This is a genomic window from Paenibacillus thalictri, assembly GCF_004307995.1.
Lineage (GTDB): Bacteria > Bacillota > Bacilli > Paenibacillales > NBRC-103111 > Paenibacillus_AF > Paenibacillus_AF thalictri.
This window is the reverse complement of sequence record NZ_SIRE01000005.1, coordinates 417,825-444,354: the sequence shown is the minus strand read 5'-3', so window position 1 is coordinate 444,354 and position 26,530 is coordinate 417,825. Positions and strand designations below refer to the sequence as shown.

Sequence of the window (26,530 nt, the reverse complement as noted above, 5' to 3'; positions counted from 1 at the left end):
ACAAGCGGTACAATAAGCAAAACATAAAGCTGCCATCCGCGAAGCGCGCGGCTTATAAAGCTGGAGTTGTACGTGTGGACCTCCCCCTCATGAAATGTACCCGGCCGTGGTCAATTCGGATTATAAGGCAGATCTTTCGGCCGCGTAAACAGGAAGTACCTGCAGAGGGTGCAAATCTTACGATTGGGCTTTGTGCAATTTTTTCCGGCTCTTCAATTTTTGCTTTTCCCCTTCTCGGCCTCGCGGAACGCCATGGCGCTCAGCCCTACCACTCGTTTGAAGGCCCGTCCGAATGTATTCGCTGAGCCGTACCCGACCTCCGCCGCGATCTCGCCTACCGGCCTGTGCGTTTCGAGCAACAGCGTTTTCGACTGTGTTATTCTCAGGTTTTCTAGGTAATCGGAAAAGTTAATGCCCGTGCTTTCTTTAAAATATTTGGACAAATACGTCTCGGACACGCTGAACCGGTCTGCGAGCATGGCCAAGCACAGCCCCATGTCGGAATAACGGGCATCGATGAACTCAAGGATGTCCTGAAACCACATCATCTGTTTAGCGCTTCGTTGTGCATGCACATGGCGGCACGTCGTTAGCAAGCTTATCTTCAGGCTAATATAATGTTTTTCGATGTTTTCGATCGTATCGGTGAAGGCGTATAACTCTGCAGCGTTTTCGAAACCGCCTTGATGTCCGGTATCCTCGAAAATTTTCAGCACCGTACCGAAGAAATCGAACAAAAACACCTTTAACACCATCACAGGCAGCTCTCTGTCGACAAAATTTTGCTGATGCAGCTCGTTCAGCAGCCTGGCGAGGTCCTCTTCGTTGCCCGAGCGGACCATGTTGATGAGCCGCAGCTCCATATTTTCTGGATAATAATAGCTGTTATTGCTTTTCTGGATATCCTTAAACCAAACCATCCGGTTATGGCGGCCTTTCACAAGCGCCTGCTGCGCCTCCGCAAACGATCTGGAAATATCCATCCACTGCGTATAGGGGTTGCCTGCGGATATAAACGTCACCATGCCAAGCTCGCGATAAATGTGCTGCTGAATGTCATTTAGTTTGGCGCCGCTCTCCGCGTAAATGTCCCCGGCATCGGTAGCCTGAAAGGCAAACAAAAGAGCGATTTTATCTTCCTCCACATCATGCAAAAACAGATCCTTCGGCATCAGCGCGGACACGGTTTCGTGGATCAGAAATTTTTTCTGCGTCAGATGTTCGATTTCACTTGGAATAAACTCCTGGATGCTCGCCGGAAACGTCAGAACGGCCACCAGATAGGAGCCGCCTTTTAACTCCAATCGGACATGCTGCATCACCGCCTCAATCTCGCCGCCGGAACGAAACTGCCCGCGAAGCAGCCGCTCAAAAAACGATGCCCGCAAAAACGGCAGCTGATGCTCCATCTTCATGTTCAGCTCCTGGTTGGTTTCGATAATCGCTGAAATGGAATTGTTAATGGTGCGAAATATATTGCTGCCCAGGTGGAACGGTTCGGCGGGAATTTTGGACAACGTCTGCACAATCGCTTGCACCGGCTTGCTGTTGCGGTATGCCGCATAACCGGCGATCACAGCGCCTATGAAAAGGAAAATAAAGAAAATGACTAAGGTGGTTTTCTTAATGTAGTTAATTTTACTTAAAACGACATGAGACGGCTGCGCGGCGACATACGTCCACCCGTTATATTCCGACGTTACATATGTAATGATAAGTTCTTCATTGCCGATCTTTTGTTTGACCACGCCGTTTTTGTCCGGCAGATGGATCGGATGCAGCGTCTGTTTGGCATCTTTTCCAGTAACGCTTGTTATGATGTTGCCTTCTTTATCCGCAATGTACGCCCAGCCGCCGGAAATATTCAAACCGTCAAATAGCTTCACAATTTCCCGGTTGTCGATAAACACCATCACGGTCGCGTTGGAATAGTTGGAATAACCAAAGGAATGCAAATAAGTGATCACCGGCTGCGTGATGCCTTTGAGCAAAACGGGTTTGGCGGGAAGCACCTGACGATAATAATACGTTCCCAGCAGCGATCGCATATAATCGTCTTTCTCATCCACATAATGCACATAGTCGGGAAAATCCCCCACCGGCGAATTAAATTCATTATTGAGCACCAAGCCGTTGTTTTTGAAAAAGATGTAATAATCCGTCATCAGTCCGTTGTCGGTGTAGTATTCTTTCAGCCGATTCTGAGCTTCGATCAATCTGTACAGATTGGCGCTGTTATAAGGGCTGGGGAGCAGCTGCAGCAAAGTGACTTTGGAATCGTTGGTGATCCGCCGAATGAAAACATCCACCGACTCCCAGCGTTTATCCAGCACGCTCATGCCTTGCTTCAACAGCACCTGGTTGGAGTATTTAACCTCCTCTTCCAAAACCGAAGATGTCCGGTCATACGTCACAATCCCGACCACAAGCGACATCATTAAAATAATGAAAAATGGCAGCGCGTATCTGGCTAATATGAAACTGTTGGTTGCGGCGTTCATCCTGCGGATCATTGATTTTGTTCTCCCCTTTTTATAAAACGCTTCCACTCAGGCCTATTATACAAAACGTACAAATCATATTGTCATTTGGCAATATTCCATGCATTTATTATATTTAAAAGTTGCGTAAATGGAAATGCTCTGTTTCTCGGTGCGTATTCTCGGGCCGATGTACTCTTTGTACCTTGAATGGATAATCACACGTTTCCTCATTGAAAAAGAGGCTCCACCTGGGTGGAAGCCCCTTTCTATTACCATGAAACTGAACTTAACTAAACTCGCGACGACGAGGTAATGAGAACCATAACCCGTCGAGCCACGCCAATTCTTGTTCCGTTAATGCATCCATGTCTGCAGCCCGTAAACTTGCATCCAATTGCTCCGGACGACTCGCACCAATAATAGCCGAGGTGATTCCTTGTTGTTGCATAACCCAGCGCACAGCCGTTGCGACCGGGTCAAGTTCGCGTTCTTGGCACCAGCAATGATAACGCTCAACCGCGTTAAACGTCGCCTCTTGCCAATAGCGCTGCTGATAAAACGAACCTGCATTATTCCCCAGCCCGAAACGAGTTCCTTCTTCGATGTTCGAATTTTTTCTATAGCGCCCCGTTAACATTCCGCCCGCTAATGGATTGTAGCATATGACGCCAATTCCTTCGTCAAGAGCCATCGGAATCAAATCATCCTCAATCATTCGAAACAACAGATTATAGCGCGGCTGAATACTCGCAATGCGGTTATAATTTTTTCTGTCGGCAATTCCGTTTGCCTTCGATACTTGCCAAGAACGCCAATTCGATACACCGATATATCGGACTTTACCTTGCTCAACGAGATCGTCTAATGCACGCAACGTTTCGTCCATTGGTGTATTAAGGTCGAATTGATGCGCTTGATAAAGATCAAGATAATCCGTTTTGAGACGACGAAGACTGTCCTCGACAGCGGTCATGATATGCTTCCTACTCAACCCCTGATCATTTGGACCATCTCCCATCGCGCCAAAACACTTGGTTGCAAGAACCATTTTGTCTCGTTTTCCTTGCAGCCATTCCCCGATAATTGACTCGGTTGTACCTGCTATTTCAGCCGATTGCCTCCCAATGGGGTACACATCTGCCGTATCTATAAAATTCACACCGGCAGTAAAAGCCTTGTCGAGTATCTTAAAGGAGGTTTGTTTGTCCGCTTGGTTGCCAAATGTCATCGTACCGACACACAAGTTCGTTACTTTTAGTCCCGTTTGCCCCAGTGAACGAATTTCCATTTGATTTACTCCTTTTCCCGATGTACAGGCATTCATATATTGGATGTTTTTTGCGATCAGTGTCGTAGATAATGATTTCGGCCCATTTGTTCTGATAGACACTGGATTTCAAGTTTCACTGAAAGCCAATTATCGGATGAGCAACATACGGCTGTTCTAATGCTGCAACTTCTTCAGGTGTTAATGTAATCGAAAGAGCAGCGACTGCATCTTCGAGATGAGACATTTTCGTAGCACCGATAACGGGAGCTGTAACCGGTTCCTTCTGCAATATCCAAGCAAGTGCGATGTTGGCCCGAGGAACGCCTCGTTTTTCCGCGATAGCGGCAACCTGCTTTACAACCAATCGATCGGAATTTATAGTAGGATCATATTGGGACTTTTGCACTTGATCAGTTTCAGAACGATGTGTCTTTTCCTCCCAATCACGCGTTAGTCTTCCTTTGGCAAGAGGGCTATACGGAATCACACCGATTTTTTCTTCTTTACAAAGCGGCAGCATCTCCCTTTCTTCCTCACGGTACATGAGGTTGAGATGATTTTGCATCGATATAAACCGGGGCCATCCATTTTTCTCAGCTACATGCAACGCCTTCAGAAATTGCCATGCGTACATGGCAGAAGCACCAATGTATCTTGCCTTCCCAGCCTTCACAACATCATGTAATGCTTCCATAGTTTCTTCGATCGGTGTTTGATAGTCCCAACGGTGTATTTGATAAAGATCTACATAATCGGTTCCCAGTCTCTTAAGGCTTTTATCAATTTCACTCATGATTGCTTTTCGGGAAAGACCTGCGCCATTCGGACCTTTATGCATGCGGTGATAAACCTTTGTCGCGAGGACAATTTCATCACGATTAGCATAGTCCCTTAATGCCTTTCCAACGATTTCCTCGCTTGTTCCGTCCGCATACACATTCGCCGTGTCAAAAAAATTAACACCTAATTCAAGAGCTCTTTTTATAATAATACGACTTCGCTCCTCATCGAGCACCCATGGATGGTGCCACCTCTCTGCTACACCAAAGCTCATACAGCCAAGGCAAAGCCGCGATACATCCATCCCGGTATTTCCAAGTTTCACATATTCCATTTGATTGTTCCTCGCTTTCAAATATTATTTTTTCGTTCATACAGGAACGTTAAATATCAAGCTTACGGCTGCCGAGCCATTTCACTTTTTCAGGATCGCGATGTGAAAAGAACAGGCTTTGTTTCGTATCTAACGCAGCAATCGACTCCATGTCCTCCTGATTTAATTCAAAATTAAAGATGTTTAAGTTTTCGATCATTCTTTCTTTACGAACCGACTTTGGAATCACAACAATTTCTCTTTGTATCAGCCAGCGTAAAACCACCTGAGCAACGGATTTATTATACTTTTCAGCTATGGATACCAATATTTCATTCTGAAACAGATTATTTTTTCCTTCAGCAAACGGCGCCCAAGATTCGATCTGAACTTGATTCTCTTTCATGAATTTTGCATTTTCGATTTGTTGGTTGAAAGGGTGTGTTTCAACCTGGTTCACTGCAGGAACGATTTCATTATGAATGATCAAATCGATTAGACGATCCTCGTGAAAGTTACTGACGCCAATTGCACGAACTTTTCCTTCACGATACAACTCCTCCATAGCACGCCAAGAGCCGAACACATCGCCATATGGCTGATGAATTAAGTACAAATCCAAATAATCTAATTGCAATCTTTCTAAAGATTTTTCAAATGCTTTTTTTGTACGTTCATAACCGGTATCCTGAACCCATAGTTTTGTAGTGATAAATAATTCCTCTCGTGCCACGCCACTACGGCTGATCGCTCTGCCAACTGCTTTTTCGTTAAGATAAGACGCCGCTGTATCAATCAGTCGATAACCCGTCATAATAGCATCATCAACGCATTGTTCACACTCATGTTGATCTGCAATCTGAAAAACACCAAAACCGAGTATAGGCATCTCAACACCATTGTTCAAAATCACTTTTTGCATCCAATCTCCTCCTTAAGTATCTTTAAAATTTGTGTAAAACTACCTGTTCATTACTTTTCTCTGAAGTGCAACCGTCAATTCGTCGAACGGAAGTCGACTGTCCCTTCATATTTTTTATTATGCAACAAAGAATAGAAGACCTTAAGCCTAATCATGTCAAATGATTGCCTAATTCTCTCACAACAACTTAAAAAACACGTAAGTATGCTTTATACTGAAAAGACCAAGGTTTTAGGAATAAGGAGGATTTTATGGCTGAACGGATATATAAGCAGCAAAACGAGCTCGTGGAGATCATTAAGCGTCACGTAAATGGAGACGGTGTTTACGCAACTGCCATTCCGTCTTTATTTTTCATTCGTCGCTCTAATATGTCTGGACCAAGTTATGGAGTTTACAAACCTTCGTTTTGTATCGTGGCCCAAGGGGCAAAAGAGGTTTGGTTGGCACAGGAGCGCTATAAGTACAGCCCTGCGGAATATCTTATTGCATCCGTAAACCTGCCGGTTACTGCCCAAATCACTGAAGCCTCTTTTGATGTTCCGTATTTGGGTTTTAGACTTGAATTTTCGGCTAATCAAATCCTAGAGATTTTAAATGATTCTGAAATCCGCGTAGGTGCGAAAGAGGATGTTAAGCGGGGGATGTTTGTTAGTCGATTGGAGTTATCTTTGCTGGACGCAGTAATGAGGTTGGTTCGTTTGTTAGAATCTCCACAGGATATCCCAATACTTGCGCCGCTGTTTATAAAGGAAATTCTCTATCGGGTTTTGCAGGGGCAGAATGGGGTTGCGCTGGAACAGATTGTAATAGAGGGCAGCTCTGCCTCTCAAATAAAAGAGGCTATCGAGCATATCACGAATAACTATGATAAGTCATTTCGGATTGAGAAGCTTGCGGAAAAAGTGAATATGAGTGTTTCGACATTTCATAGACATTTCAAAGATATAACTGCTATGAGCCCCATTCAGTTCCAAAAACAAATCAGGTTGCAGGAAGCGCGGCGGTTGTTATTGTCCGAATCAACTGATGCTGCTGATGTCGCATTTCGAGTTGGATATGAAAGTACATCCCAGTTTAGTCGTGAATATTCTCGTATGTTTGGCTTTCCTCCCAAAGCGGACATAAAGCGGTTAAAAGAAGGCATATGAGCGAACAGAGAGGAATAAAGATCAAATTCTCGTGAGGACACTCACTTAATAAGAGCGAAAGAGGCACCGGACAACATTTTTCTCATTCCGCCAAAATAAACGAACAAGTATACATAACATATATTATGTATACTTTTAGCAGCCGCCCTCTTGCCTCTTTCGCGAAGACAGGTTCGTAGAAAAGCAAAAAACCTTGATATACAAGGTTTTCCGGAGCAAGCTTTTTATTTCGCCAATTTCGGCAGCACCGGCCGCACGTTGCTCATGGCTTGCTTTTTGGTCTCATCAAATACATGCGTATAAATTTGCGTTGTCGAGATGTCCTCATGGCCAAGCAATTCCTGCACGGTCCGTATATCGGTGCCGTTTCGCAGCAAATCGGTAGCAAATGAATGCCTTAGTTTATGTGCGGATAATTGCACGCCTTGAAGCTGCGGATATTCCGCGAGTAAAGCGGCGAACGTTTTTTCGGCTATCGTCTGAACCATCCTTTTGCTGATTCGGCGCCCAAATTGAGAAACAAAAAAAGCCATCTCATCTTTTTTGTTGCGCGGCCGTATTCTGTGCGACAAGTACTCTTGAAGAAACTCGCCGATCTCTTGAGGAAGCGGGATATACCGCCATTTATCGCCTTTACCAAATACAGCGATCTCAGCGCTTTCGTATCTGAAATCAAATGTGTTCAAGCGCACGATTTCGCTAACCCGCAGTCCGGCATAAGCCATCAAAGCAACAATCGCCACATCGCGAATCATATATTTGCTGCTGATCATTTGTGTGCACGCATCCAAGATTTGCTTTTCCAAGAAGGTTGGTTTCCGGTTTTTCTCAATTTTAGCTTTTTCGATATCCAATGCAGGATTGTTAGTGCAAACATGAAATTTAATCATCACTTTAAACAATAACCGGATTGCCGATTGGCTTCTATTCCGGTATCGGGCGCCAGCTCCCGTCTCACGAATGGACGTTAGATGATGCATCACTTGAATCGGAGTCACTTCGGATAGCTGCTTTCCTTTCAAGCTGCTCAAAAAGTGCTTGATGTCGTGCATATATCCTTTTTGCGTGTCTTTTGAATACTCACGGTCCTTCATATAGACCAAAAATAACTCCAGCTCCTGCTCGTAATGCTCTAAAGTTGCCATATCTATCATCAAAAAGCACCTATCCGATCGTTTTAAACTGAAATTGCATTAAATATAGATTTAATGCAATTTTATTATAGCAAAAAAGCGCTTTATGTTCAAAAAAAGCAGCCCCCTTTCCGCTCTCTTCTGTAGCCGTGAACCGGTATGTGGACTATTTAAATTAAAAAAGGAACCTGCACATCCTTTTTGATGAGCAAGTTCCTTTCCTTCTATTTCAGCGGCAGCTCGGCATCGTCTATAAGCCGATTTATTCACCATATGTTTTGGGATCTATCGTAAATGCAAGCCCTTCCCAATCGTAGTCGCCGCGTAAACCTTTGAGCTTGTTTTCATGAGCGATGCTGCGATACAGACGAAGTGCCTGGCGATCACTCATTTCCTTCGTGTCTTGTGCCAGGTGTTCGAGAAACAGCTGACGGCGAAACGCCTGCACCATATGGGAATCCCATATCGCAGCGTTCATCTCGGAATGGCCGATCAGCGAATTCGCGTGCAGGTTGCAGGAGCCGATTGTGACCCATTCGTCATCGACTAGCATGATTTTGGCGTGTACGTAAATGCTGCTGCGTCCCCCCTGCTCATTTGGTCCCGCTATGCCGGCAAGCGTAAAATTCTCGTAACGGCCAAGCGCCTCAATATGATCAAAATATCCTTTGCGGGCCGGATCGCGACGAGCTTCACGCACATGATTTTCCGGTTCGGCCGGAACTAGCAGCACAATATCTACGCCGCGTTTAAGCGCGTCTTCCAATTTGACGGCAATGTCCGGAATCGGTAGCGCCTGATTTTCAATGTAGATCGTGCGGCGCGCAGCATCAATTGCTAGTATGTATTGCTCGGTAATGGAATGCTCGCCGGCCGCTATATCCATAGCGGAACTCCCGGGTGCCGCATAACTCTGACGGTACCGGTCGGCATATATATTCCTTTGAATCTGCACCGGGGTATTTCCGCATGAAGCGGATACTTGTTCAGGAAAAGGCAGATCGTCTTCGCTATTGTGACCCCACACTCCGTCCGCTTCCATCCGTTCACTGGCTTCGTTCCATCGCTGGACGAAATTATGGTGAACATCGGTTGCAGACGGGCCTGTCACTTCGACATAAACGTCATGTCGATGCCCCTCCCCTTTGTGTCCAGGCTCAAACGTTTTGAAGGTCGGGTTGATCCCGCCGACAAACGTCGTTTCGGACGGTGCCCCGGCATCGATAAGCCATATTTTTTGATGTTGGCAATACCGGCCATATGCGCGGTCCCAACGTGCCCGGAACTTCGAACCACGAGCGGCAAGCATGTCCCGCTCGGCGCTAGAGCCTGCGAAAGCTTGACCATACCCGCTGCTCTCCGGATTTGGACGCCAGAACATGATGCGAACATCAAGTCCGCTTTCGGCGGCCCGGTCCAATACATCCAATATGGAGCCTCGTTGATCCGGCATTTGAAATTCGGGATCCATAAAAGTGATGGACAGCCACACGCTCTGCCGTGCTCCTTCAATTGCCTCACATATGCGACGGAACGTGGGGGCGCTGTCCACAAGAGGCCGCACGGTATTTCCCAGCCGCACGGGATATGAACCGGATTCGATATAAGGTATATGCGACATGCTGCAGCTCCTTTTTAATAGGATTACTACTAGTTTAGCATAAGAAAATGAAGAAATAATGTAAAAATCCTTCTAACTCATTCGACTTATTCATGAGTATGAAAATTTAAACCAAAAAGGAGACTTCTCAAAATGCGTATGGTGATTTTTTTATTGTTTTTGATCATGTTTGTAATCGGTACCGATGTATTTTTGATCTCACCTCTGCTGCCAACTCTACAAAACTTGTATCATATCCCTACTGGGATTTCCGGGTGGCTGATGGGTGCATATGCGTTAGGGTATGCCGTATTCGCCTTAATCGCAGGACCGTTATCCGATGGGTGGGATCGCAAAAAAGTGATGTTTTGGGGCATGTTCTGTTTCTCCATTACCACGTTTTTATGCGGCTATGCAAATAACTTTTGGACCATGCTGTTATTTCGCTTTTTAGCTGGAGTCAGCGCATCCTTTACAGGTCCGCAGGTATGGGCCGCGATCCCGTCTTTATTTCCGGTTCCAAAGATAACGAAGGTTTTTGGGATTGTGTTGGCCGGGCTAGCTGTCGCCCAAGTACTTGGTATTCCCGTAGGAAGCTTGTTAGCTTCCACACACTGGAGTTTCTCGTTTTTTGCAGTCGGCGGATTTTCACTCGTATTAACCGTTTTGGTTCTTTTCATCATGCCGTCGATGAAACCGCGCACCACGTCTAAAAATAATAGGGCAATTTTTAAAAGATACATCCCCTTACTTACAAGTGAAAAAGCAAGACGTGTATATGCTGCTTATTTTTTATTCCAATTGGGTAACTTTTCTTCCTTCTCTTTTATCGGCAAATGGATCACCGATACATTCCATTTTTCGGTGGAACAAGTTGGATACATGATGATTTTTATCGGGGTTGGCAATTTGCTAGGAAGTTTATGCAGTGCTTTGATTGTCCAAAGGTATAAGCCTTATAAAACCATACTTTTCTCCAGTCTGCTGATTGTGCCTTTGTTTATTATTTTGCCGCACATGCCATGGATCTGGACGATATGTATCGTGTATTTAAGTATTTCGGTAGCCCTTAATATAATGACACCTGTGATTGCCAGCTTATTATCGGAGCTAAATCCATCCATCAGGGGGACCATCACCAGTTTGACTAATGCGACCATGTACGCCTCTGTAACACTTGGTGCCTGGACTGCAGGAATGCTTTATTCCTGGTTTAATGGGTTTGCGGCAATCGGGATTTTTTCAGCTGTTTGTTTTGCTTCTGCATGGGCGACTTTTCAGATAAGCGGAGTCCTGGATATTCAAGAACAGCAGATAAAAAAACTTGCCTAATAAATCTGAAAGGCAATCTCCGGTCTCACCGCGGCGTGTCATACTTTCTTCTTACAATCATGCAAAAGGATCTGCCGCGGCAGATCCTTTGTATGCTTTCATTGAATATCGCTCAATTCCTTAGCTCGCTGATGCAGGAATTGTTTTACGGAAAAATCTTCGCAAAGCCCTATGGCACGGCTATAAGCCGCCCGAGCTTCCTCGATTCTATTCATTTTTTTGTACAAATCGGCAGCGAGCGCCCAATAAGGCTGGTAGTTCACGACTTTAGCCTGAGGAATAACTTCAAGATGAGCCAATCCCTGTTCAGTTCCATAGGCCTCTGCAACAGCTGCCGCTCGTCCGACAAGAACTCCGAGAGTGGGACTCAAACGGGTGAGTCCCTCATATAACACTGCGATTTCCTTCCATTCAATTCGTCCGGTCCGTGCCCGCTGGGCATGAACCGATTGAATGGCCGCGAGGAGCTGGAACCGCCCCATTCTGCCTGATCGCGCAGCTGCACAAAGATAATGTTCTGCCTCCGTCATCAGGGGGACTGACCAGCGTGACGTGATCTGCTCAGAGAGCGGAACATACCTTCCCATGTCATCGCGTCGGGCATTCCTCCGGGCTTCGCAGTGCAGCATTAACGCAAGCAGACCTAGCACTTCGGGTTCCTCAGGCATATTTTTCGCTAGCAGCTTGCCCAAGTAAATCGCCTCATCAACTAAGCCTTTTTGGCGCGAGTCCACTCCCGCCAGGTCATCCCAACCTCTGCCGTAAGCCGCATAAATCGCCTCCAATACGGCGTCTAAACGTTGGGGCAACTGTTCGGCATCAGGCAAGGCGAACGTCAAACGATCGGTTCGAATTTTTGCTTTTGCACGCGTAAGCCGCTGACCCATCGTAGAAGGTTTGACTACAAACGCAGACGCAATGCGGCCGGCATCAATGCCAAGTACGGTCTGCAGCATAAGCGGGGTGCGAATCGACGGGTCAATCTCCGGATGCGAGCACAGAAACAGCATTTTTAATCGTTCATCAGGAAAAGAAACTTCAGTGGACTCCATCTTATGGGCTTGCTCCGACATGGCGAGCAGAGCCGGCAAAGCTCTTTCGGAAACACGGTCACGGCGGGCGCGATCCATAAGCCGCCTTCGAGCTACCTTAAGCAGCCATGCCTCCGGCTTGTCTGGAATACCTGTCCGTGGCCATGATTCCAAAGCGGAAACAAGAGCATCCGCAAGCGCATCTTCAACCGCCTCTAAGTCGCGCCAGTTTACAGCTAGATAAGACATGATCCGGCCATAAGAATCGCGTACGGTGCTCTCTACAACATCATGAGTATTCATCGATATTTTACTTTACGGCTGGGAGATTTTGTCTCACTTCAGCTGCATTTACAGGGGCCCGGGCCGCCCACTCCAGCGCGGTGTCCAGATCCGGCACGTCAATCACAAATAACCCGCCGAGCTGCTCTTTTGTCTCCGTAAAAGGCCCATCTTGTACAAACATGTTTTCATCACGCCGCCTTACAGTCGCAGCCGTTTCAGGAGCATGAAGGCCAAATCCGCTGACAACAACTCCAGAATCACGCAAAGCATGCACATAATGTGACCAGCCTGCGAGGTATTCCTCTTGTTTTTCCGGATCCTTACGTGCGGCAAAATCCTCCGGGCTTTCGAAAAACATAAGTGTAAAATGCATAATACAAGCTCCCTCCATATTTTAAGTCGTGATTTTCTATCACGTAATTATGTCGTTTCAAGAAAGCCGATTTCTACATTATTTTAAAAAATTTTTCGTTTTCATATCGAATTGCGAAATGATCGCCCTTTAAAAATGCTTAACATCATAATTTCGTTAAAATGTTAGCGGAACCCTTAGTAACACAATTTAATTGTTTACATAACATTTGTTATGTTGAGTTATAACGTGTATCCAACGAAAAATTCCAAAATGCATCGACCAAAGGCCAAGACTGCCTCTTGACCTCTTGACCCCATGACGTTATTTGCCCTTCTTGAAGTCCCGTTTCACTCCAATGGTGACGATCTCCGCACCCCTCACAGGTATGTTGTCATGGAAACTTAAGTTTTCTCCCGCTTCCTCCAAAACATTGCTTTTAAACGGCGATCCAGCGGTACCCGAAATAGGCTGCAGCTGCAGGTCAGTGGGCTTGTCTGTCATATTAAACCAGCGCATAATCAGATGATCCCCTGCTCCCGCACCAACCGAATCGCTTAATTTGACAGTACTTAAAGCCAATCCCGCCCCTTCCCAGCCCAAAAAACGGTGTTCAGCCGGTAAGTCCCCGCTTTGAACAGATGTTTGTACGGTCAGCCAGGGAATTTGCGCTTGATAAGCCGCAGCATAAGAATCGATTGCCCCCTCCTCTGCACCATGAGGAATAAGGAAATAGGAAAATTCATGTTCCCCTAGACATTGCGCTTCCGGTGTCGGAAATACACCCCAATCCCCTAATTCCTGTACCGCTCTTAGAAGGGTAAGCGCGATCGTGCCGCGGGAATCGCGTAAAACTTCATATTCGTTAAGGCCTAAATTAGATACGGTAAGTCCATTCGTTTCATTGCGCACATTCACAAATGCTTGCTGATGCTGGCAGTAGCTTGGATTTTTCCATTCTTCCGCCGGCACGGTTTGCCTTTGGGCCACTTCAAAGATCGAATCGACATAATGAACATCCGATACAATGTCCGTTGGAAAAAGCACCCGTAGCCGATGATCTTTAACGTGATTAACTAAAGATGTTTTCACGTTGACTTGGGGGACTCCGTGTTCAAGGGTAAGGCAGGTTATTATGTTTAACGGCACGGTTTGCCGGCTTCGCTGCGCTTGGCGTTCAAGAAAAGGCACATATTCCCGAATTTCTTGCTCCAGTCGCTCATCCCCGCCTGATGGTACATGCCATTCATGTACGATTTCAATCATATGGCGAAATCCATTGCGCTCCACAGTCCGAATTTGCGCAGTGAGTCCGCTTGTTGTCAGCGGCACATCGCCATCCGGTGCGCGAAAAACATACTCGTTTCCGATGTCTCCGGAATTTTCGTACACGCCTAATCCCGAAAATGTCCGGCCTGTTCTTTTATCCGTCACATCGTACGAGCCGTTCTCCGCAATGGTGACAACCAAATATTCGTTTTCCAGCCTTGGTAAGTCATCTGACGTCACGGCTGCCGTTGTTGCTTCAGCAATCATAGCCAAGCTATTATTGGATGCGGATGGACATAATGCGTACGTTCTATACCCAAGCGCCGGAACTTGCTGCGCCAGAAAACGGACTCGAACCGAGCGGGCCATATAAGGCTGACGAAAGCGGTCCTTGGGCAATTCGTACCCGAAGGTAATCCCTAGATCCTCTATTTGGGCATCAATGAGGGTCCCGGAACCATTTTTCAGTGTAAAATGCTCAATTGGCATCGATTTAAGCAGTTCAATCGTTTCTTCGCGCCCGTATTTCCCAAACGGAATGGTCTTTACTTTTAAGTCGACAGAGACGACCCCGGTACGTTGCCGGCCGGATGTATTGAATACGGTAAACGGTACATCGTCTTCACTGAAAATAGCTGCGGTGTCGATATTGGAGCAGATCGCCTGCAAGCTGTCTTCGACGATCTGCTCGCTCACTTGAATACTTTTATCGAAGCGGACCATCATTTCACGATGCACTTCATCTACACTGCAGCCGCAAATACTGTCATGCGGATGATTCTGCATTAACGTTTTCCAGGCATACGTCAATAAATGAGATGGATATCGATGGCCGGTCAACGCGGCCAACGCGGCCAGCGGCTCGGCTGCTTTTTCCAGATGGGTTTGTACACGCTGGTTCGCCTGCTTGATGTATACGCGGGCAGACGCCGTATTGACCAAAGTCCACCAGCCGTCGGTGCGTTGGCTTCGCAGTTCTCCGCGAATCGTAGCTAGCTGTTTGGGGAGCGTGTCTTTTACATGCCGGATATATTCGCTGAAGTTAGAATGAATGAACTCAACTTCGGGATACAGATTCCTCGCGGTTTGAAGCGCTTTCGATAAATCCGTTTGTACAGGCTGGTGATCGCATCCGTTCATCAATAGAAGATGCGGCGTTGAGGCGAATTTTTCCGCATTTTGCAATGTACGCTGCCAATAAGCCGCAGCTTCTGTAGGATCAGAGGGCACTTCCATGCCGTTATGGTACCAATTGGCGAACAAAATACCAAGGACCGTGGAGCCGTCCGGAGATTGCCAATACATTTCGGAGAATGCCGATTCGTATTCACCTTTGGCCTCGTTATTAAAACCGACAGGCTTAACGCCTCTGCCGAAGACGGCGGTATCTATACCCGCTTGCCGTAAAATTTGCGGAGCTTGTCCCATATTGCCAAACGAATCGGGGAAATACCCCAGTTTGGATACGGCCCCGTATTGGGAAGCGTCGCGATGTCCGATCAGCAAATTACGGATGTTCGCTTCGCTGCTCGTTAGAAACTCATCCTGCAAAATATACCAAGGTCCGATAATAAGTTTGCCTTCTTGTACTAATTGAATCAAACGTTCCCGCTTTTCCGGGCGAATTTGCAAATAATCTTCCAATACGATCGTCTGCCCGTCCAGATGAAAGCTGCGAAAATCGGCGTCGTTGTCGAACAATTCGATTAAAGTGTCCAGCAGTTCCACTAAACGGACACGATGCCGTTCCAACGGCATATACCACTCCCGATCCCAATGGGAATGCGAGATCACATGCGTATGTTTTTGATACACGATGGTTCACTGCTCCTTAACCTTCATAATAAGTGCGAGCGTCTGAATCGCGGGGTCTTTGTGAATGGGCTGCCATTCACGGCAGCAGGGTTAACCTGTATGGTTTATTATAAGACAAATCCTTCCCGGTAAATAGCATTTCTTTCCAACACCGCTGTGTTGCGCAATTGGAGCTGTGCCTATGCGGTTGTACCGTCTATTTCATAGACAAAAAAACTTCGCCCCGAAGTACGGGACGAAGCTCCAATTTACCCTTTTAAGATGGCTTCAATCGCATCAAGCTCATCTTGGCTGAATTCAAGCCAGCTTAATCCGGCTACCGCATCGTCAATTTGGCTCACCTTGCTTGCGCCGATCAGCGCGCTTGTGACACGGCCGCCGCGAAGCACCCAGGCAATCGCCATTTGCGACAGCTTCTGCCCGCGCTGTGCGGCAAGCTCGTTTAGCTTGCGAACCTTGCCCAGCACTTCCTCCGTCAGCTCTTCCGGCTTCAGGAACACGCTTTTGCCTGCCGCGCGAGAATCCTGCGGAATGCCGTTTAAGTATCGGTCGGTCAGAATCCCCTTATACAGCGGCGAATAAGCGATGCTTCCCACTCCGGCTTCCTCCAGTACGTCAAGCAAGCCGTTTTCTGCTCCGCGGTCTAACATGGAATACCTTGGCTGGTGGATAACGACCGGCGTTCCCAAGCGCTTCAGAATCGTCAAAGCTTCCTTGGCGCGTTCGGCTCCATAGTTGGAAATACCGACATAAAGCGCTTTGCCTTGACGCACGATGTGATCGAGCGCCCCCATCGTTTCTTCGAGAGGTGTGTTCGGATCCGGGCGGTGATGATAGAAAATATCGACATAATCCAGCTCCATCCGCTTCAAGCTTTGATCGAGGCTCGAAATCAAATATTTTCTGGAGCCGAAATCACCGTAAGGCCCTGGCCACATCAAATAACCGGCTTTGGTGGAGATGATCATTTCATCGCGGTATCCGGCAAAATCGGCTTTTAATATGCTGCCGAAATTTTCTTCGGCGCTGCCGGGAGGCGGCCCGTAGTTGTTCGCCAAGTCAAAATGCGTGATGCCCAAATCAAAAGCGCGGCGCACCATGGCGCGGCCGTTTTCGTATACGTCAAGTCCTCCGAAATTATGCCATAAACCAAGCGATACGGCAGGCAGCTTAAGCCCTGTTTGACCGCAGCGGTTGTAGACCATAGAATCATAACGTTCATTGCTTGGAATGTAACTCATGAAATATCCTCCTTTGGATGCTAACAAGTCATGATTTTATTCTACCTGCCGGCTTGTCCGATCCATATGTCAGCATGTATGATAAATATGGCATTATGTCTCTCGTTTATCATCATACCGTTCGCAAGGAGGTTGTCCATGTCGCATTATGATTACCGCTATACGTCGGACGGGTTTATCCCGTCTATAGAATTAAAGCTTTTCTACTGCGGGTCGGAGCAATGCGCGCCCGGGCATTCATGGGGACCGGCGCTTAAAGATCATTACAAATTTTTGTACATTCACAGCGGCCGAGGCATCTACCGCGTGGGCGAACGAACCTACGAGCTTGGCCCGGGCGGCGCATTCCTGCTAAGTCCAGACGTCGTTGCTTATTATCGCGCCGACGAACAGGATCCGTGGACGTATTCCTGGGTTGCCTTCGACGGGATTAATGCCGGGACCTATTTACGCCTTGCCCGTCTGTCGCCTTTTGAACCCGTGGTCCAATGCCGGCAGCCTGAAGCGTTTGAGCTGATCTTCCGGCACATTTACGAAGCGTGCCAATTAAAAGTAAGCAGCGGCACCCGTCTGCTCAGCCATTTGTACGCCTTGTTATCCTTGCTGATCGAACAAGCCGAGGCCGGTCATGCGCCTGCCAAAATGGACAATCCGCAGGAAACCTACGTCAAAAAAGCGATCGAATTTGTTCACATCAACTACTCCCAAACAGTCACCATTGCCGAGATGGCCGATTGGATCGGACTGGAGCGCAAATATTTGTCCAAGCTGTTCAAGCAAGCTACGGGGCTGTCGCCGCAAGACTATCTAATCCAGTTTCGCATGAACAAAGCATGCGAGCTGATGGGCAATCCGTCGCTTTCGATCGGCGAAATCGCCGGCTCCGTCGGCTATAAAGACCCGCTGCTGTTCTCCAAAATGTTCAAGAAGCTTAACGGTGTTTCGCCGACCGAATACAGAAAGTCGTCCTGAGCGGCATGACCCCATCGTGCAGCGCAAAGCGGCAGCCGTTACAGCCTCTCGTTTTATGCGGCACTCCCATAAGCCTCTGAAGCGCCGGGGCCGATCGATCATATCGATTTACACGACGGGTGCTGCCAAGCCAAGCACGCCAAGGAGCCGCTTTACAGCTGCAGAACCTCCCTCCTGCGCCTACCGCTCCTTTTTGTGAACAAAGCCGATATGCAGAAAATCGCCAAACACACCACATCCCGCTCCTGCGCAAAGCGCGGCCCCATAAGCAGCTTCTTCGTCGTGTTCGCTTATCGCAAGCGGCAGTCCGAAGGATTCGGACAACATGCGCTGCAGCGCCGGGTTACGGCGAATGCCGTTGCCTGAACCGCGCAATTCCTTCCACGAGGCTTGTAGTCCGTGCGGAAACGCCGCCTTAAAAGCGAGAAGCTCCGCGATCATCCCTTGCATAAATCCCTTTATCAGATGCTGCGGCTTAAAATTGGCGGGTGAAATCCGCTCGATGGAACCCAGCTGTTCAGCATGGTGCCGGGTACCGTAAAACTGCGTGTTCACCTGAAGCCCGCCATGTGCCGGATTCATGGCTTCCCAAGCTTGAGCGCTCAGCTCGTTCATCCGCTCATACAAACTGCCGGGTTCCACGCCGGTAAACAACCTGCATACTTCACGAAAAAACTGTTCGAGCAGCTCGTAAGATTTGCCGCCGCTTAATCCTGCACCGACCAGCAGATACCCGCCTCCCGGAAAAGGACGCGCTTCCAGCTGCTGCGGCAGCTCCGGCAAAACCGCGGAATAAGCGGACAGCTGAGAACCCGTGCCGATGTTCGCCAAAGCGGTTTGCTCCACATGCCGGACCGTGCCAAGGAAGCTGGCCTGATTATCTCCCAGCGCGCATACAACCGGGATACCACTCGCAGTGGCCCCGATGACCGTTCCGCTGGCGACGACTTGCGGCAGCATCGTGCCAGGCAATCCGGCCAACGCCGCGGCAGGTTCATCGAATTGCAGCCGGTCGAGCCGGAACAACCCAAGCCCGGCCGCATGGGTCGCGTCGGTAACAGGCCGGTTCAGACCGGCCAGCTTCATGGCTACAAAATCGCCGATGGTGCACAGCGCTGCTGCTGATTCGGGGATTTGCCCGTTAACGGCCAAATAATAATGCGTCACGGCTCCATAACCGGTAGCAAGCCGGTAACCTGTCATACTTGAGAGCTTGCTGGCATACGTTTGGCCATTACCCGCGGGAAGCTCGCCTCTCTGATCCTGCCAAGTGTACAACGGCGATACCGCTTGTCCTGCATCGTCGACATACACGATGCCGTGCATTTGTCCGGTTACGCCGATTGCCCGAATGTCCGTTCGTGTACCCGCCAGCTCATCAACTATATATTTAACCGTCTGCCAAATCCGCTCCGGATCCTGAAGCCATTCCCACGGCTGCGCAGATGGCAGCGCTGCTGTATTGGGCCGGCTCAGCGCTTTGTACAACCCGCCGGTTACACTATCGATCAGCAATCCGCAAATCGAAGTTGTTCCGATGTCGATTCCAATAAGTGCCACAGCTTCTCCCCCATGTTAAAGCCAGAATCACAAGCAAAATGTGTTTTCTACAACTTATCCAAGTGATATGATATGAATATTGAAGACAGATGACAAGGTGACTCCATGACTATTTTATTGCTGATTTTAATGGCCGCGTCCATTACGCTGTTTATTACGAAAGCAAGGCATCCTTCCGCATATTGGATGGGGTTGATGCTGCTCGGCTGGTTTCTCAGCATGTCCGGCCTCGTCTTGTTTATCGCCAAATTTGGCGGATTTTATTACAAAGTGAACGTCGTGTTGTTTTTTAACGATTATATCCGCAACTTGCTGCTTCACTCCTCCATTACCATTGAAGGAATCAGCCGGATGATCACGATCGGACGGTCGCTGTTTATATTCAGCCTAATCGGCTTGTCCTTAGCTTTATTTTACTACAGACCGTTTCGCCAGATGTGGAAAACTTATTTGCTTAATGCGCTGCTGCCGCTGTTAAACATCATTTTTTACGATCCGCTGGTGTACAGATGGCTGTTAAGCGTGATTGACCGCAACAGCTCATACGCCGTCAGTTGGATCACGCGGGGCTGGCTTGTCGTTTCGGCCGTCGTCGCCGTATCGATGATGGTATGGCGGTACCGCCGCATTACGATTCCGTGGTTCAAACACCAGATCAAATATGTGCTGCTTGGCGTGTTTGCGCTTGTGCTGTTTTATTTTTACCTTGGGTTTATGGGGCCGATGCAAGTATCCGATGTCCGCACGTATTACGTGTTGTACTCCGACTTCTCCAATTTTAACCCGCCGCTGACGATTCCCGAATGGTATATCGGGATCGGATTTACCGGCATGCTGTCGATTGTCAGCATCGTGTTTATATGGAAGTACACGGAGGTGGAGAACCGGCTGGGCATGCTGGACATGCACCTGGAACGCAAGCTGAAGACAGCCGACATGGGGACCAAGGTGTTCACTCATGCGATCAAAAACCAGCTGCTGATGGTCCAACTGCTGCTTGGACGGACGCAATCGACGCTGGAATCGTCCCGCCGCAACGAGGCTCCGCTATCGCCCGATGAAATGGCTGTTCATATCGATAAGATGTCGTCTATCGTCAACGAAACGCTGCACCGGCTGGATCAGCTGTACAAATCGTTTAAAACGACTTATTTGCAAATGAAACCGGTCCCATTACATGAGCTTGTGGAGAAAACGATCGAGAACATTCAGATTCCCGACCATGTGTCATTGGTCCATTCTCCCATATCTCCGGAGCTGATGTTGTTGGTTGACGAGACACATATGGCGGAAGCGTTGTCCAACACCATTATCAATGCGTTTGAGGCGATCCACAAGCAGCAGGAAGGTGTTGTCAAGCTCAGCGCTTATTCGGAAAATCAGTGGGTTATCGTGAAAATTGAAGACAACGGAATCGGCATGACACCGGAGCAATTAAGTCTCATTTTCGATCCGTTTTATACGAACAAAAACACGAATAAAAATTGGGGCGTCGGATTGTCCTATGTCAAGCAAATTGTAGGGGGCCACTTCGGGCATATCCATGTGGAAAGCACGCCTGGCGCCGGAACGGTGTTTCAGCTGTTCCTTCCGGTCTACCATTACGAGCGCAGCAAACCCGATACCGCACAGAAAAAGGATGAGATTGCATGACAGAACCGATTCGAGTTGTAATCGCCGAGGATTTGGATGTATTAAGGGAGCATTTTGCCGAGCTGGTACGCAATGAGGAAGGTTTGTCGCTGGTCGGTATCGCCGCCAGCGGCAGTGAAGCGTTCGAGCTGGCCGAAACCTACAAGCCCCATGTCATGCTGATGGATATCGAGATGGACGTCAAACACGACGGCATCTTTGCGGCCAAACGGATTATGGAGCAGTGGCCTGACATCCGAATCGTTTTTCTTACCGTACATGAAGACGATGAAACCGTGTTTAACGCGTTTGAAGCCGGAGCCGTCGATTATGTATTAAAAACCGCAAAACCGCGTGAAATCATGAACAGCATTCGTGCGGCGAGAGCGGGCAATTCCCCAATCCGTCCGGAAATCGCCTACAAAATCCGCAATGAGTTTACGCGAATCAAACGCAGCGAAGCAAAAATGTTCGAGGCCATGACGATTCTTGCCCAACTGACGCCCACCGAGATGGAAGTGATCGAACTGCTCCTGCAGGATCAGAAGCTCACCGATATCGCCAAAACACGCAAAGTGGAAATGTCCACGATCAAATCGCAAATCAACGGCATCCTGAAAAAATTCAACAAAAACCGCACCAAAGAAGTCATTCACCTGCTCCAGGAGCTCAATGTTACCCACCTGTTCCGCAAAAACCCGCTGCGCCACAAATAAACGGCGCAAGCGCCTCATGCACATTTCCACATGAAACGCTTGCGCCGCTGCCTCCATGGATCAATCATATTTTCCATTCATGAACAAAACATGATGCAAAAACAACAAAAAGCCGATCATCCTAAGGTGTAGGAAAGATCGGCTTTTATCAAGCGGCGTTACGTCTGTTATTTAATGACTTTTAGGTATAGATCTTTGCTGACGAATTTATCAGCCGGAACAACTTCAGTCAGTTTTTCACCGGCCACAAACAATTTTTCCAAATTCTCATACCATTTGAACACTGTACCGTCTTTGAAGTAGTCGATTTGTTTTTTCGAATCGATCCACTCGGTTGTTTCCACTTGCGCTTTCAGCGAGTCTTCCGGCACTTGCGTAAATTTGGCGGTCAGCTTGATCGATTCGTCGATGTTTTTCATCCGGTAATCGTTGGCTTTGGCCCAGGCTTGCAGGAATCTTTCGACCACTTCAGGTTTTTCCTTCAGGAACTTCGGATTGACAACCCAGCTTTGCGGGAATACATATTCCGGGAAAAATGTTTTGTTGTCGCCAAGCTTCACGATGTTGTCTTTGCCGACCTGCTTTTCGATCTCCGCCGTGTACGGCGACCAGATCGCCACTGCGTCCACTTTACCGGATACATAAGCGGATACCGCTCCCGCTACGTCCATGTTGACGATGTTGACGTCGGACGGCTTGAGACCGCCCTTTTCGATACCCAGGTTGAGGATCATTTCACCGGAAGTGCCTTTCGGTACGCCGACGGTTTTCCCTTTCAAATCTTTCCAATCTTTGATGTTCGATTTTTTCGTTGCATACACCATATCGCCGGTATTCAAGCTGTCGATCGCGATGATGTTGCCTTTGCCTTGCGCGGAGAGGAAGGTAGCGCCAGGTCCGATATATGCGATATCGATATCACCCGATGCCATCGCTTGGAATTCCGGCGGACCGCTAAGGAACTTAACGGCATTAACTTTCAAACCCGCTTCTTTAAAATATCCCTTTTCTTCGCCAAGCACAATTGGAGTCGCACCGTGCATATCCGGCATATACGCCACATTAATCGGCGCAACGTCTTTAGGCGCAGAAGCGGGTGCTTGCGCAGGAGCGGAGGCGGCCGGTGCGGCAGCTTGGCTTTTACCCGCGTCAGGTGCCGGTGCCGAGCCTCCCGCTGAAGCGCCGGAGCCGTTTGTGCCGCAAGCGCTGAGCATAAGCAAGGTGGAAAGCAGCAGCGCCCCGGTAGTTAACTTGCGTTTGGATTTGCCGATAAAAGATAACATGTTCAAATACATCCCCTTTTCATTTTTTTACTTCCAAGTATTCTTTGTATACCTTAGCCCAGATTTCGTTTCTGATTTGCGTGAAACGCTCGCTGAGCTTGGTTTCTTGGTTGCGCGGATACGGAATGTCGACATCGATGATTTCCTTGATTCTGCCGGGTCTGGCGCTCATGATGATGACCTTTTGCGCGAGGATGACGGCTTCCTCCACATCGTGCGTAATGAAAAAGCATGTCTTCTTCTCCGTATCCCACGTATGCAGCAGTTCCTCCTGAAGCTGCGCCCGGGTCTGGGCATCAAGCGCGCCAAACGGTTCATCCATCAGCAGCACCTCCGGTTGGGCCGCATACGCTCTGGCAATCGCCACCCGCTGCTTCATGCCGCCCGACAGCTCTTTCGGGTAGGCATGGACGAAGTCCTTCAGGCCGACAAGCTCGATATACATCTCGGCTTTTTCCCGGCGCTCGCGTTTGCTCATCCCTTTCAACTTCAAGCCGAATTCGACGTTTTTCAGCACCGTTTTCCAAGGAAAAAGCGCATATTGCTGGAACACGACGCCTCTTTCTTTACCCGGCCCGATCACTTCGCGGCCGTCCACCTTGACCGAACCCGAAGAGGCGTCCTCCAGGCCCGCGATAATGTTCAGCAGCGTTGTTTTGCCGCAGCCGCTTGGACCGACAACGCAGACGAATTCATTGGGCTGAATCGTCAGATTAACGTTTTGCAGCGCAATGACGTCTCCTTGGCGGCCTTGATACGATTTGGCCAAACCGGCAATTTCGATCTTGGGCCGGCCGCTTGTTACGGCATTTACGATTTCCGCAGCTCTTGCCATCCTGTCAGCTTCCTCTCCAAGTAAAGTACCCCTTTGTCCATCGCATAACCGATCAAACCGATCACAATGATGCCCAAGATGATCAGATCCATCCGGAAGTACAGACCCGCCTCCATAATCATGTTGCCCAGCCCTTTGGAAGCGCCGGTCAGCTCGGCGGCGACAAGTGTCGTCCAGGCGCTGGCCAGACCAAGGCGTACGCCTACCAAAATATACGGAAACGATGCCGGCACAACGACTTCCAGAAAAATGTCGCGGTCCGTTGCGCCAAGTACACGTGCCGCTTTCACGAGTGTCACGTCCACATTACGCACGCCTTGATAGATCGAGATGACCATAACCAGGAAGGTCGCAACAAAGATGACGGAAATTTTAGCTCCTTCCCCGACGCCTTGCGCAACGATGACCAATGGGATCAGTGCGATCGGCGGAATGGTCCGGAAAAACTGGATCCACGGCTCGATTAATCCGCGCAAAGTGCGATACCAGCCCATCAGGAAAGCAACCGGAATCGCCAGGAGCAAGCCAAGCGAGAAACCTCCCAATACCCGCAGCACGCTGGCCCAGATGTTGCTCCAGAGTCGGCCGCTCGCCAGTTCCGTGCCGAATGTTTTAATAATCGTCAGCGGACTGGATATAATGGCGCCCACCGTAGGAATCGCCGCCAGCAGCGTCCATACGATAAGACCAAGCACAAGCGAGACAAACACCATAATATTGGGGGAAATCCGATTCCATATCGGCACTTGCTTTTTTCTTAGTTGAACTGAAGTTTGTGTATTCATGAGCGTACCTTCCTCTTCGATTTTCAGTTCGGCAGTACCATTACGCGCCGTAAGCGGATTTCAAGCTTTCTGCGCCGTATTTTCCGGCCAAATCTTGTGCAGCGTCCTCCCAGCCGTCCCGCTGCAGCCGGCGCATCCACTCGCCTACCGTCATGTATTTCCACGGCCCGGTTTCGACCACTTTTTGCAATGGATCGATTTTGCTCCCTGCGCTGTAGATGTGCGTCTGCATCCATTCCATCAGGCGGTGGTCCATCTCCCGAACGACATCCGGATACTGTTCCGCGACGTTGGTCGTTTGATACGGATCGCTCTCCATGTCATATAAAGCGACCTGGGGAAAATCGTACAGTCCTTCATGGTAAGTGCGGATAAACGACCATTTGCGGTCACGAACGGCACGCTGGCACACATACAAGGCGTGGTCCATCACGAGATAATCCCTGCCCTGCCAATGCTCGCCCCGCAAAGCAGGCGCGAACGACGCTCCATCCCAGCCGGACGGCACCGGCAATCCGGCCAAATCGGCAATGGATGCGATCACATCGACATTGTAGACGAAACCGTCAACCACTTGACCCGGCTGCGTCACTCCAGGAATTTTGACAATCAACGGGATATGATGTACAGACTCGGAAGCATTGCCGTGTTCCATGTAGACGCCATGCTCACCCAGAGATTCCGCGTGGTCTGCGCTAATAATAAAACACACTTCGTCGCGGATGCCAAGCTCGGTGAGCGTATCGAGCAGTTGGCCGATATGCCGGTCCATGTAGCTGATCCCGCCGTCGTACCCGTTTAGCAGATGAGCGAAGTCTTCGCGATTGCCGATTTGCCCCGGCATCGTCTCCGGGAAACGGTCGGCCCAATGCAGGAATGTCGCCGAACGCGGGAAGCTGTCGTGCTGGTGCTCAGCAATCGTTTGTTCATCCGGGAACGCTTTCACAGGCGTGCCGTTCCATTGATCCGCATATTCTTTCGGATAAGTATACAACGTATGCGGGTCCCAATACTGGATGTGCAAGAAGTAGTTGTCCTCTTTCCCGTGCGCCTTCAGCCAAGGGATGACCGCTGCGTTTACTTCGTCGGCATCTTCGTTGCCTTCCTTCAGCGAGTGGCTGTGCACTTCGTTCCAACCGGCGAAATACCACCAGGCATGATGCCTGTCGCCAAAAGATGAAAAAGTAACCGTCTTCATTCCGGCTTTACGCAAATATCTCGTCAGGAACGGAATTTCTTCGGAGTGGCCGTCTCCTTCCGGATAATCGAAATCGCAGCCAGGCCCCCAATGCGTCAGCGCGCCGTGATTCACGCCAAATCTGCCCGACATAAAGCTCGCACGCGAAGGTACGCAAGGTGATGAAGCACAGTAGCAATCGTTAAACCTGGCCCCTTCGGCAGCAATCGAATCGATATGTGGCGTCGTGTTCCGCTGATAGCCGTAACAGCCCATATGGTCCGGACGGAGTGAATCGATATCGATATAAATCATTCTCATATGTACGTTTAACCCCCCTGTATGACGATGTATGAAATGTCTCTGCTGATAGCGCTTTCCGCCAGCATGGTTCATTGTACTGCAACGAATCGATGCTGATAAGTTTGAAATTTTATCAACCTTTTTTTACATTGTAAAGTGCATGACGGTCAAAAACATGACTTGTACCCGTGTTGTCAGCTAATCTGAAAAATGCAGTCCTGTACCATTATACTTGTATTCACTTCGAGAATACATAATTTTTGTTATGTTAACTTTTTTTATTTAACTAC

The 26,530-nt window shown here is 48.7% G+C and carries 20 protein-coding genes; 5 read left to right on the top strand and 15 right to left on the bottom strand.

Annotation, left to right across the window (positions count from 1 at the left end; translation table 11 throughout):
• Nucleotides 1-212: 212 nt before the first annotated feature.
• From EYB31_RS08550 to EYB31_RS08535, 4 genes are all read right to left on the bottom strand, one after another.
• Nucleotides 213-2,513 (bottom strand): helix-turn-helix domain-containing protein, encoded by a 2,301-nt coding sequence (locus EYB31_RS08550; protein WP_131012865.1) that lies wholly within the window; start codon nt 2,511-2,513, stop codon nt 213-215.
• Between the two features lie 256 nt (nt 2,514-2,769).
• A complete protein-coding gene (locus EYB31_RS08545; protein ID WP_131012864.1) occupies nt 2,770-3,771 on the bottom strand; it encodes an aldo/keto reductase in 1,002 nt (333 codons plus the stop codon).
• Between the two features lie 115 nt (nt 3,772-3,886).
• Entirely contained in the window at nt 3,887-4,867 is a 981-nt protein-coding gene (locus tag EYB31_RS08540) for an aldo/keto reductase (RefSeq protein WP_131012863.1), read from the bottom strand.
• A 49-nt stretch (nt 4,868-4,916) separates the two neighbouring features.
• Nucleotides 4,917-5,768: an aldo/keto reductase gene (locus EYB31_RS08535; protein ID WP_131012862.1), complete on the bottom strand. Its 852-nt coding sequence runs from the start codon at nt 5,766-5,768 to the stop codon at nt 4,917-4,919.
• A gap of 251 nt (nt 5,769-6,019) precedes the next feature.
• Between EYB31_RS08535 and EYB31_RS08530 the strand changes: the two genes are divergently transcribed.
• On the top strand, nt 6,020-6,919 hold the full coding sequence (locus tag EYB31_RS08530; protein WP_131012861.1) for an AraC family transcriptional regulator: 900 nt from the start codon (nt 6,020-6,022) through the stop codon (nt 6,917-6,919).
• A gap of 224 nt (nt 6,920-7,143) precedes the next feature.
• On the opposite strand, the gene EYB31_RS08525 is transcribed toward EYB31_RS08530, so the two are convergent.
• Both EYB31_RS08525 and EYB31_RS08520 read right to left on the bottom strand, forming a co-directional pair.
• Nucleotides 7,144-8,064, bottom strand: a complete 921-nt coding sequence (locus EYB31_RS08525; RefSeq protein WP_240762206.1) for a tyrosine-type recombinase/integrase — start codon at nt 8,062-8,064, stop codon at nt 7,144-7,146.
• Between the two features lie 250 nt (nt 8,065-8,314).
• Nucleotides 8,315-9,673, bottom strand: a complete 1,359-nt coding sequence (locus tag EYB31_RS08520; RefSeq protein ID WP_131012859.1) for a phospholipase D-like domain-containing protein — start codon at nt 9,671-9,673, stop codon at nt 8,315-8,317.
• A 132-nt stretch (nt 9,674-9,805) separates the two neighbouring features.
• Here EYB31_RS08520 and EYB31_RS08515 point away from each other — a divergent pair, with 132 nt between their 5' ends.
• Nucleotides 9,806-10,984 (top strand): MFS transporter, encoded by a 1,179-nt coding sequence (locus EYB31_RS08515; protein ID WP_131012858.1) that lies wholly within the window; start codon nt 9,806-9,808, stop codon nt 10,982-10,984.
• A gap of 98 nt (nt 10,985-11,082) precedes the next feature.
• Here EYB31_RS08515 and EYB31_RS08510 read toward each other — a convergent pair whose 3' ends face one another.
• The 4 genes from EYB31_RS08510 to mgrA all read right to left on the bottom strand — a co-directional run bounded on the left by EYB31_RS08510 (nt 11,083) and on the right by mgrA (nt 16,977).
• On the bottom strand, nt 11,083-12,318 hold the full coding sequence (locus EYB31_RS08510; protein WP_131012857.1) for an RNA polymerase sigma factor: 1,236 nt from the start codon (nt 12,316-12,318) through the stop codon (nt 11,083-11,085).
• Nucleotides 12,319-12,325: 7 nt separating this feature from the next.
• Entirely contained in the window at nt 12,326-12,673 is a 348-nt protein-coding gene (locus EYB31_RS08505; protein ID WP_131012856.1) for a YciI family protein, read from the bottom strand.
• A gap of 303 nt (nt 12,674-12,976) precedes the next feature.
• On the bottom strand, nt 12,977-15,736 hold the full coding sequence (locus tag EYB31_RS08500) for an alpha-mannosidase (protein ID WP_131012855.1): 2,760 nt from the start codon (nt 15,734-15,736) through the stop codon (nt 12,977-12,979).
• Between the two features lie 248 nt (nt 15,737-15,984).
• A complete protein-coding gene (mgrA, locus tag EYB31_RS08495; protein WP_131012854.1) occupies nt 15,985-16,977 on the bottom strand; it encodes an L-glyceraldehyde 3-phosphate reductase in 993 nt (330 codons plus the stop codon).
• A gap of 138 nt (nt 16,978-17,115) precedes the next feature.
• Between mgrA and EYB31_RS08490 the strand changes: the two genes are divergently transcribed.
• A complete protein-coding gene (locus tag EYB31_RS08490; RefSeq protein WP_131012853.1) occupies nt 17,116-17,949 on the top strand; it encodes an AraC family transcriptional regulator in 834 nt (277 codons plus the stop codon).
• Nucleotides 17,950-18,129: 180 nt separating this feature from the next.
• Here EYB31_RS08490 and EYB31_RS08485 read toward each other — a convergent pair whose 3' ends face one another.
• Complete coding sequence (locus EYB31_RS08485) at nt 18,130-19,509, bottom strand: sedoheptulokinase (RefSeq protein ID WP_131012852.1); 1,380 nt, start codon at nt 19,507-19,509, stop codon at nt 18,130-18,132.
• Between the two features lie 105 nt (nt 19,510-19,614).
• Here EYB31_RS08485 and EYB31_RS08480 point away from each other — a divergent pair, with 105 nt between their 5' ends.
• Complete coding sequence (locus EYB31_RS08480; RefSeq protein ID WP_131012851.1) at nt 19,615-21,162, top strand: sensor histidine kinase; 1,548 nt, start codon at nt 19,615-19,617, stop codon at nt 21,160-21,162.
• A complete protein-coding gene (locus EYB31_RS08475) occupies nt 21,159-21,857 on the top strand; it encodes a response regulator transcription factor (RefSeq protein WP_131012850.1) in 699 nt (232 codons plus the stop codon). The genes EYB31_RS08480 and EYB31_RS08475 overlap by 4 nt, the downstream gene beginning before the upstream one ends.
• 167 nt (nt 21,858-22,024) lie before the next feature.
• Here EYB31_RS08475 and EYB31_RS08470 read toward each other — a convergent pair whose 3' ends face one another.
• From EYB31_RS08470 to EYB31_RS08455, 4 genes are read right to left on the bottom strand one after another with little or no spacing between them, the layout of a single operon-like run.
• Nucleotides 22,025-23,140: an aliphatic sulfonate ABC transporter substrate-binding protein gene (locus tag EYB31_RS08470; protein WP_240762230.1), complete on the bottom strand. Its 1,116-nt coding sequence runs from the start codon at nt 23,138-23,140 to the stop codon at nt 22,025-22,027.
• A gap of 19 nt (nt 23,141-23,159) precedes the next feature.
• Entirely contained in the window at nt 23,160-23,975 is an 816-nt protein-coding gene (locus EYB31_RS08465) for an ABC transporter ATP-binding protein (RefSeq protein ID WP_131012848.1), read from the bottom strand.
• Nucleotides 23,951-24,760 carry an ABC transporter permease gene (locus EYB31_RS08460; RefSeq protein WP_131012847.1) on the bottom strand — a complete coding sequence of 270 codons (810 nt, stop codon included), beginning with the start codon at nt 24,758-24,760 and terminating at the stop codon, nt 23,951-23,953. Before EYB31_RS08460 ends, EYB31_RS08465 begins: the two co-directional genes overlap by 25 nt.
• A gap of 40 nt (nt 24,761-24,800) precedes the next feature.
• A complete protein-coding gene (locus EYB31_RS08455) occupies nt 24,801-26,258 on the bottom strand; it encodes a sulfatase family protein (protein WP_131012846.1) in 1,458 nt (485 codons plus the stop codon).
• Nucleotides 26,259-26,530 lie beyond the last annotated feature (272 nt).

Coding starts and splice junctions, on each gene's coding strand:
- EYB31_RS08465 (WP_131012848.1), bottom strand. CDS start 23,975: ATGGCAAGAGCTGCGGAAATCGTAAATGCCGTAACAAGCGGCCGGCCC.
- EYB31_RS08460 (WP_131012847.1), bottom strand. CDS start 24,760: ATGAATACACAAACTTCAGTTCAACTAAGAAAAAAGCAAGTGCCGATA.
- EYB31_RS08545 (WP_131012864.1), bottom strand. CDS start 3,771: ATGGAAATTCGTTCACTGGGGCAAACGGGACTAAAAGTAACGAACTTG.
- EYB31_RS08540 (WP_131012863.1), bottom strand. CDS start 4,867: ATGGAATATGTGAAACTTGGAAATACCGGGATGGATGTATCGCGGCTT.
- EYB31_RS08520 (WP_131012859.1), bottom strand. CDS start 9,673: ATGTCGCATATACCTTATATCGAATCCGGTTCATATCCCGTGCGGCTG.
- mgrA (WP_131012854.1), bottom strand. CDS start 16,977: ATGAGTTACATTCCAAGCAATGAACGTTATGATTCTATGGTCTACAAC.
- EYB31_RS08505 (WP_131012856.1), bottom strand. CDS start 12,673: ATGCATTTTACACTTATGTTTTTCGAAAGCCCGGAGGATTTTGCCGCA.
- EYB31_RS08550 (WP_131012865.1), bottom strand. CDS start 2,513: ATGATCCGCAGGATGAACGCCGCAACCAACAGTTTCATATTAGCCAGA.
- EYB31_RS08510 (WP_131012857.1), bottom strand. CDS start 12,318: ATGAATACTCATGATGTTGTAGAGAGCACCGTACGCGATTCTTATGGC.
- EYB31_RS08475 (WP_131012850.1), top strand. CDS start 21,159: ATGACAGAACCGATTCGAGTTGTAATCGCCGAGGATTTGGATGTATTA.
- EYB31_RS08480 (WP_131012851.1), top strand. CDS start 19,615: ATGACTATTTTATTGCTGATTTTAATGGCCGCGTCCATTACGCTGTTT.
- EYB31_RS08490 (WP_131012853.1), top strand. CDS start 17,116: ATGTCGCATTATGATTACCGCTATACGTCGGACGGGTTTATCCCGTCT.
- EYB31_RS08515 (WP_131012858.1), top strand. CDS start 9,806: ATGCGTATGGTGATTTTTTTATTGTTTTTGATCATGTTTGTAATCGGT.
- EYB31_RS08535 (WP_131012862.1), bottom strand. CDS start 5,768: ATGCAAAAAGTGATTTTGAACAATGGTGTTGAGATGCCTATACTCGGT.
- EYB31_RS08470 (WP_240762230.1), bottom strand. CDS start 23,140: ATGTTATCTTTTATCGGCAAATCCAAACGCAAGTTAACTACCGGGGCG.
- EYB31_RS08455 (WP_131012846.1), bottom strand. CDS start 26,258: ATGAGAATGATTTATATCGATATCGATTCACTCCGTCCGGACCATATG.
- EYB31_RS08530 (WP_131012861.1), top strand. CDS start 6,020: ATGGCTGAACGGATATATAAGCAGCAAAACGAGCTCGTGGAGATCATT.
- EYB31_RS08525 (WP_240762206.1), bottom strand. CDS start 8,064: ATGGCAACTTTAGAGCATTACGAGCAGGAGCTGGAGTTATTTTTGGTC.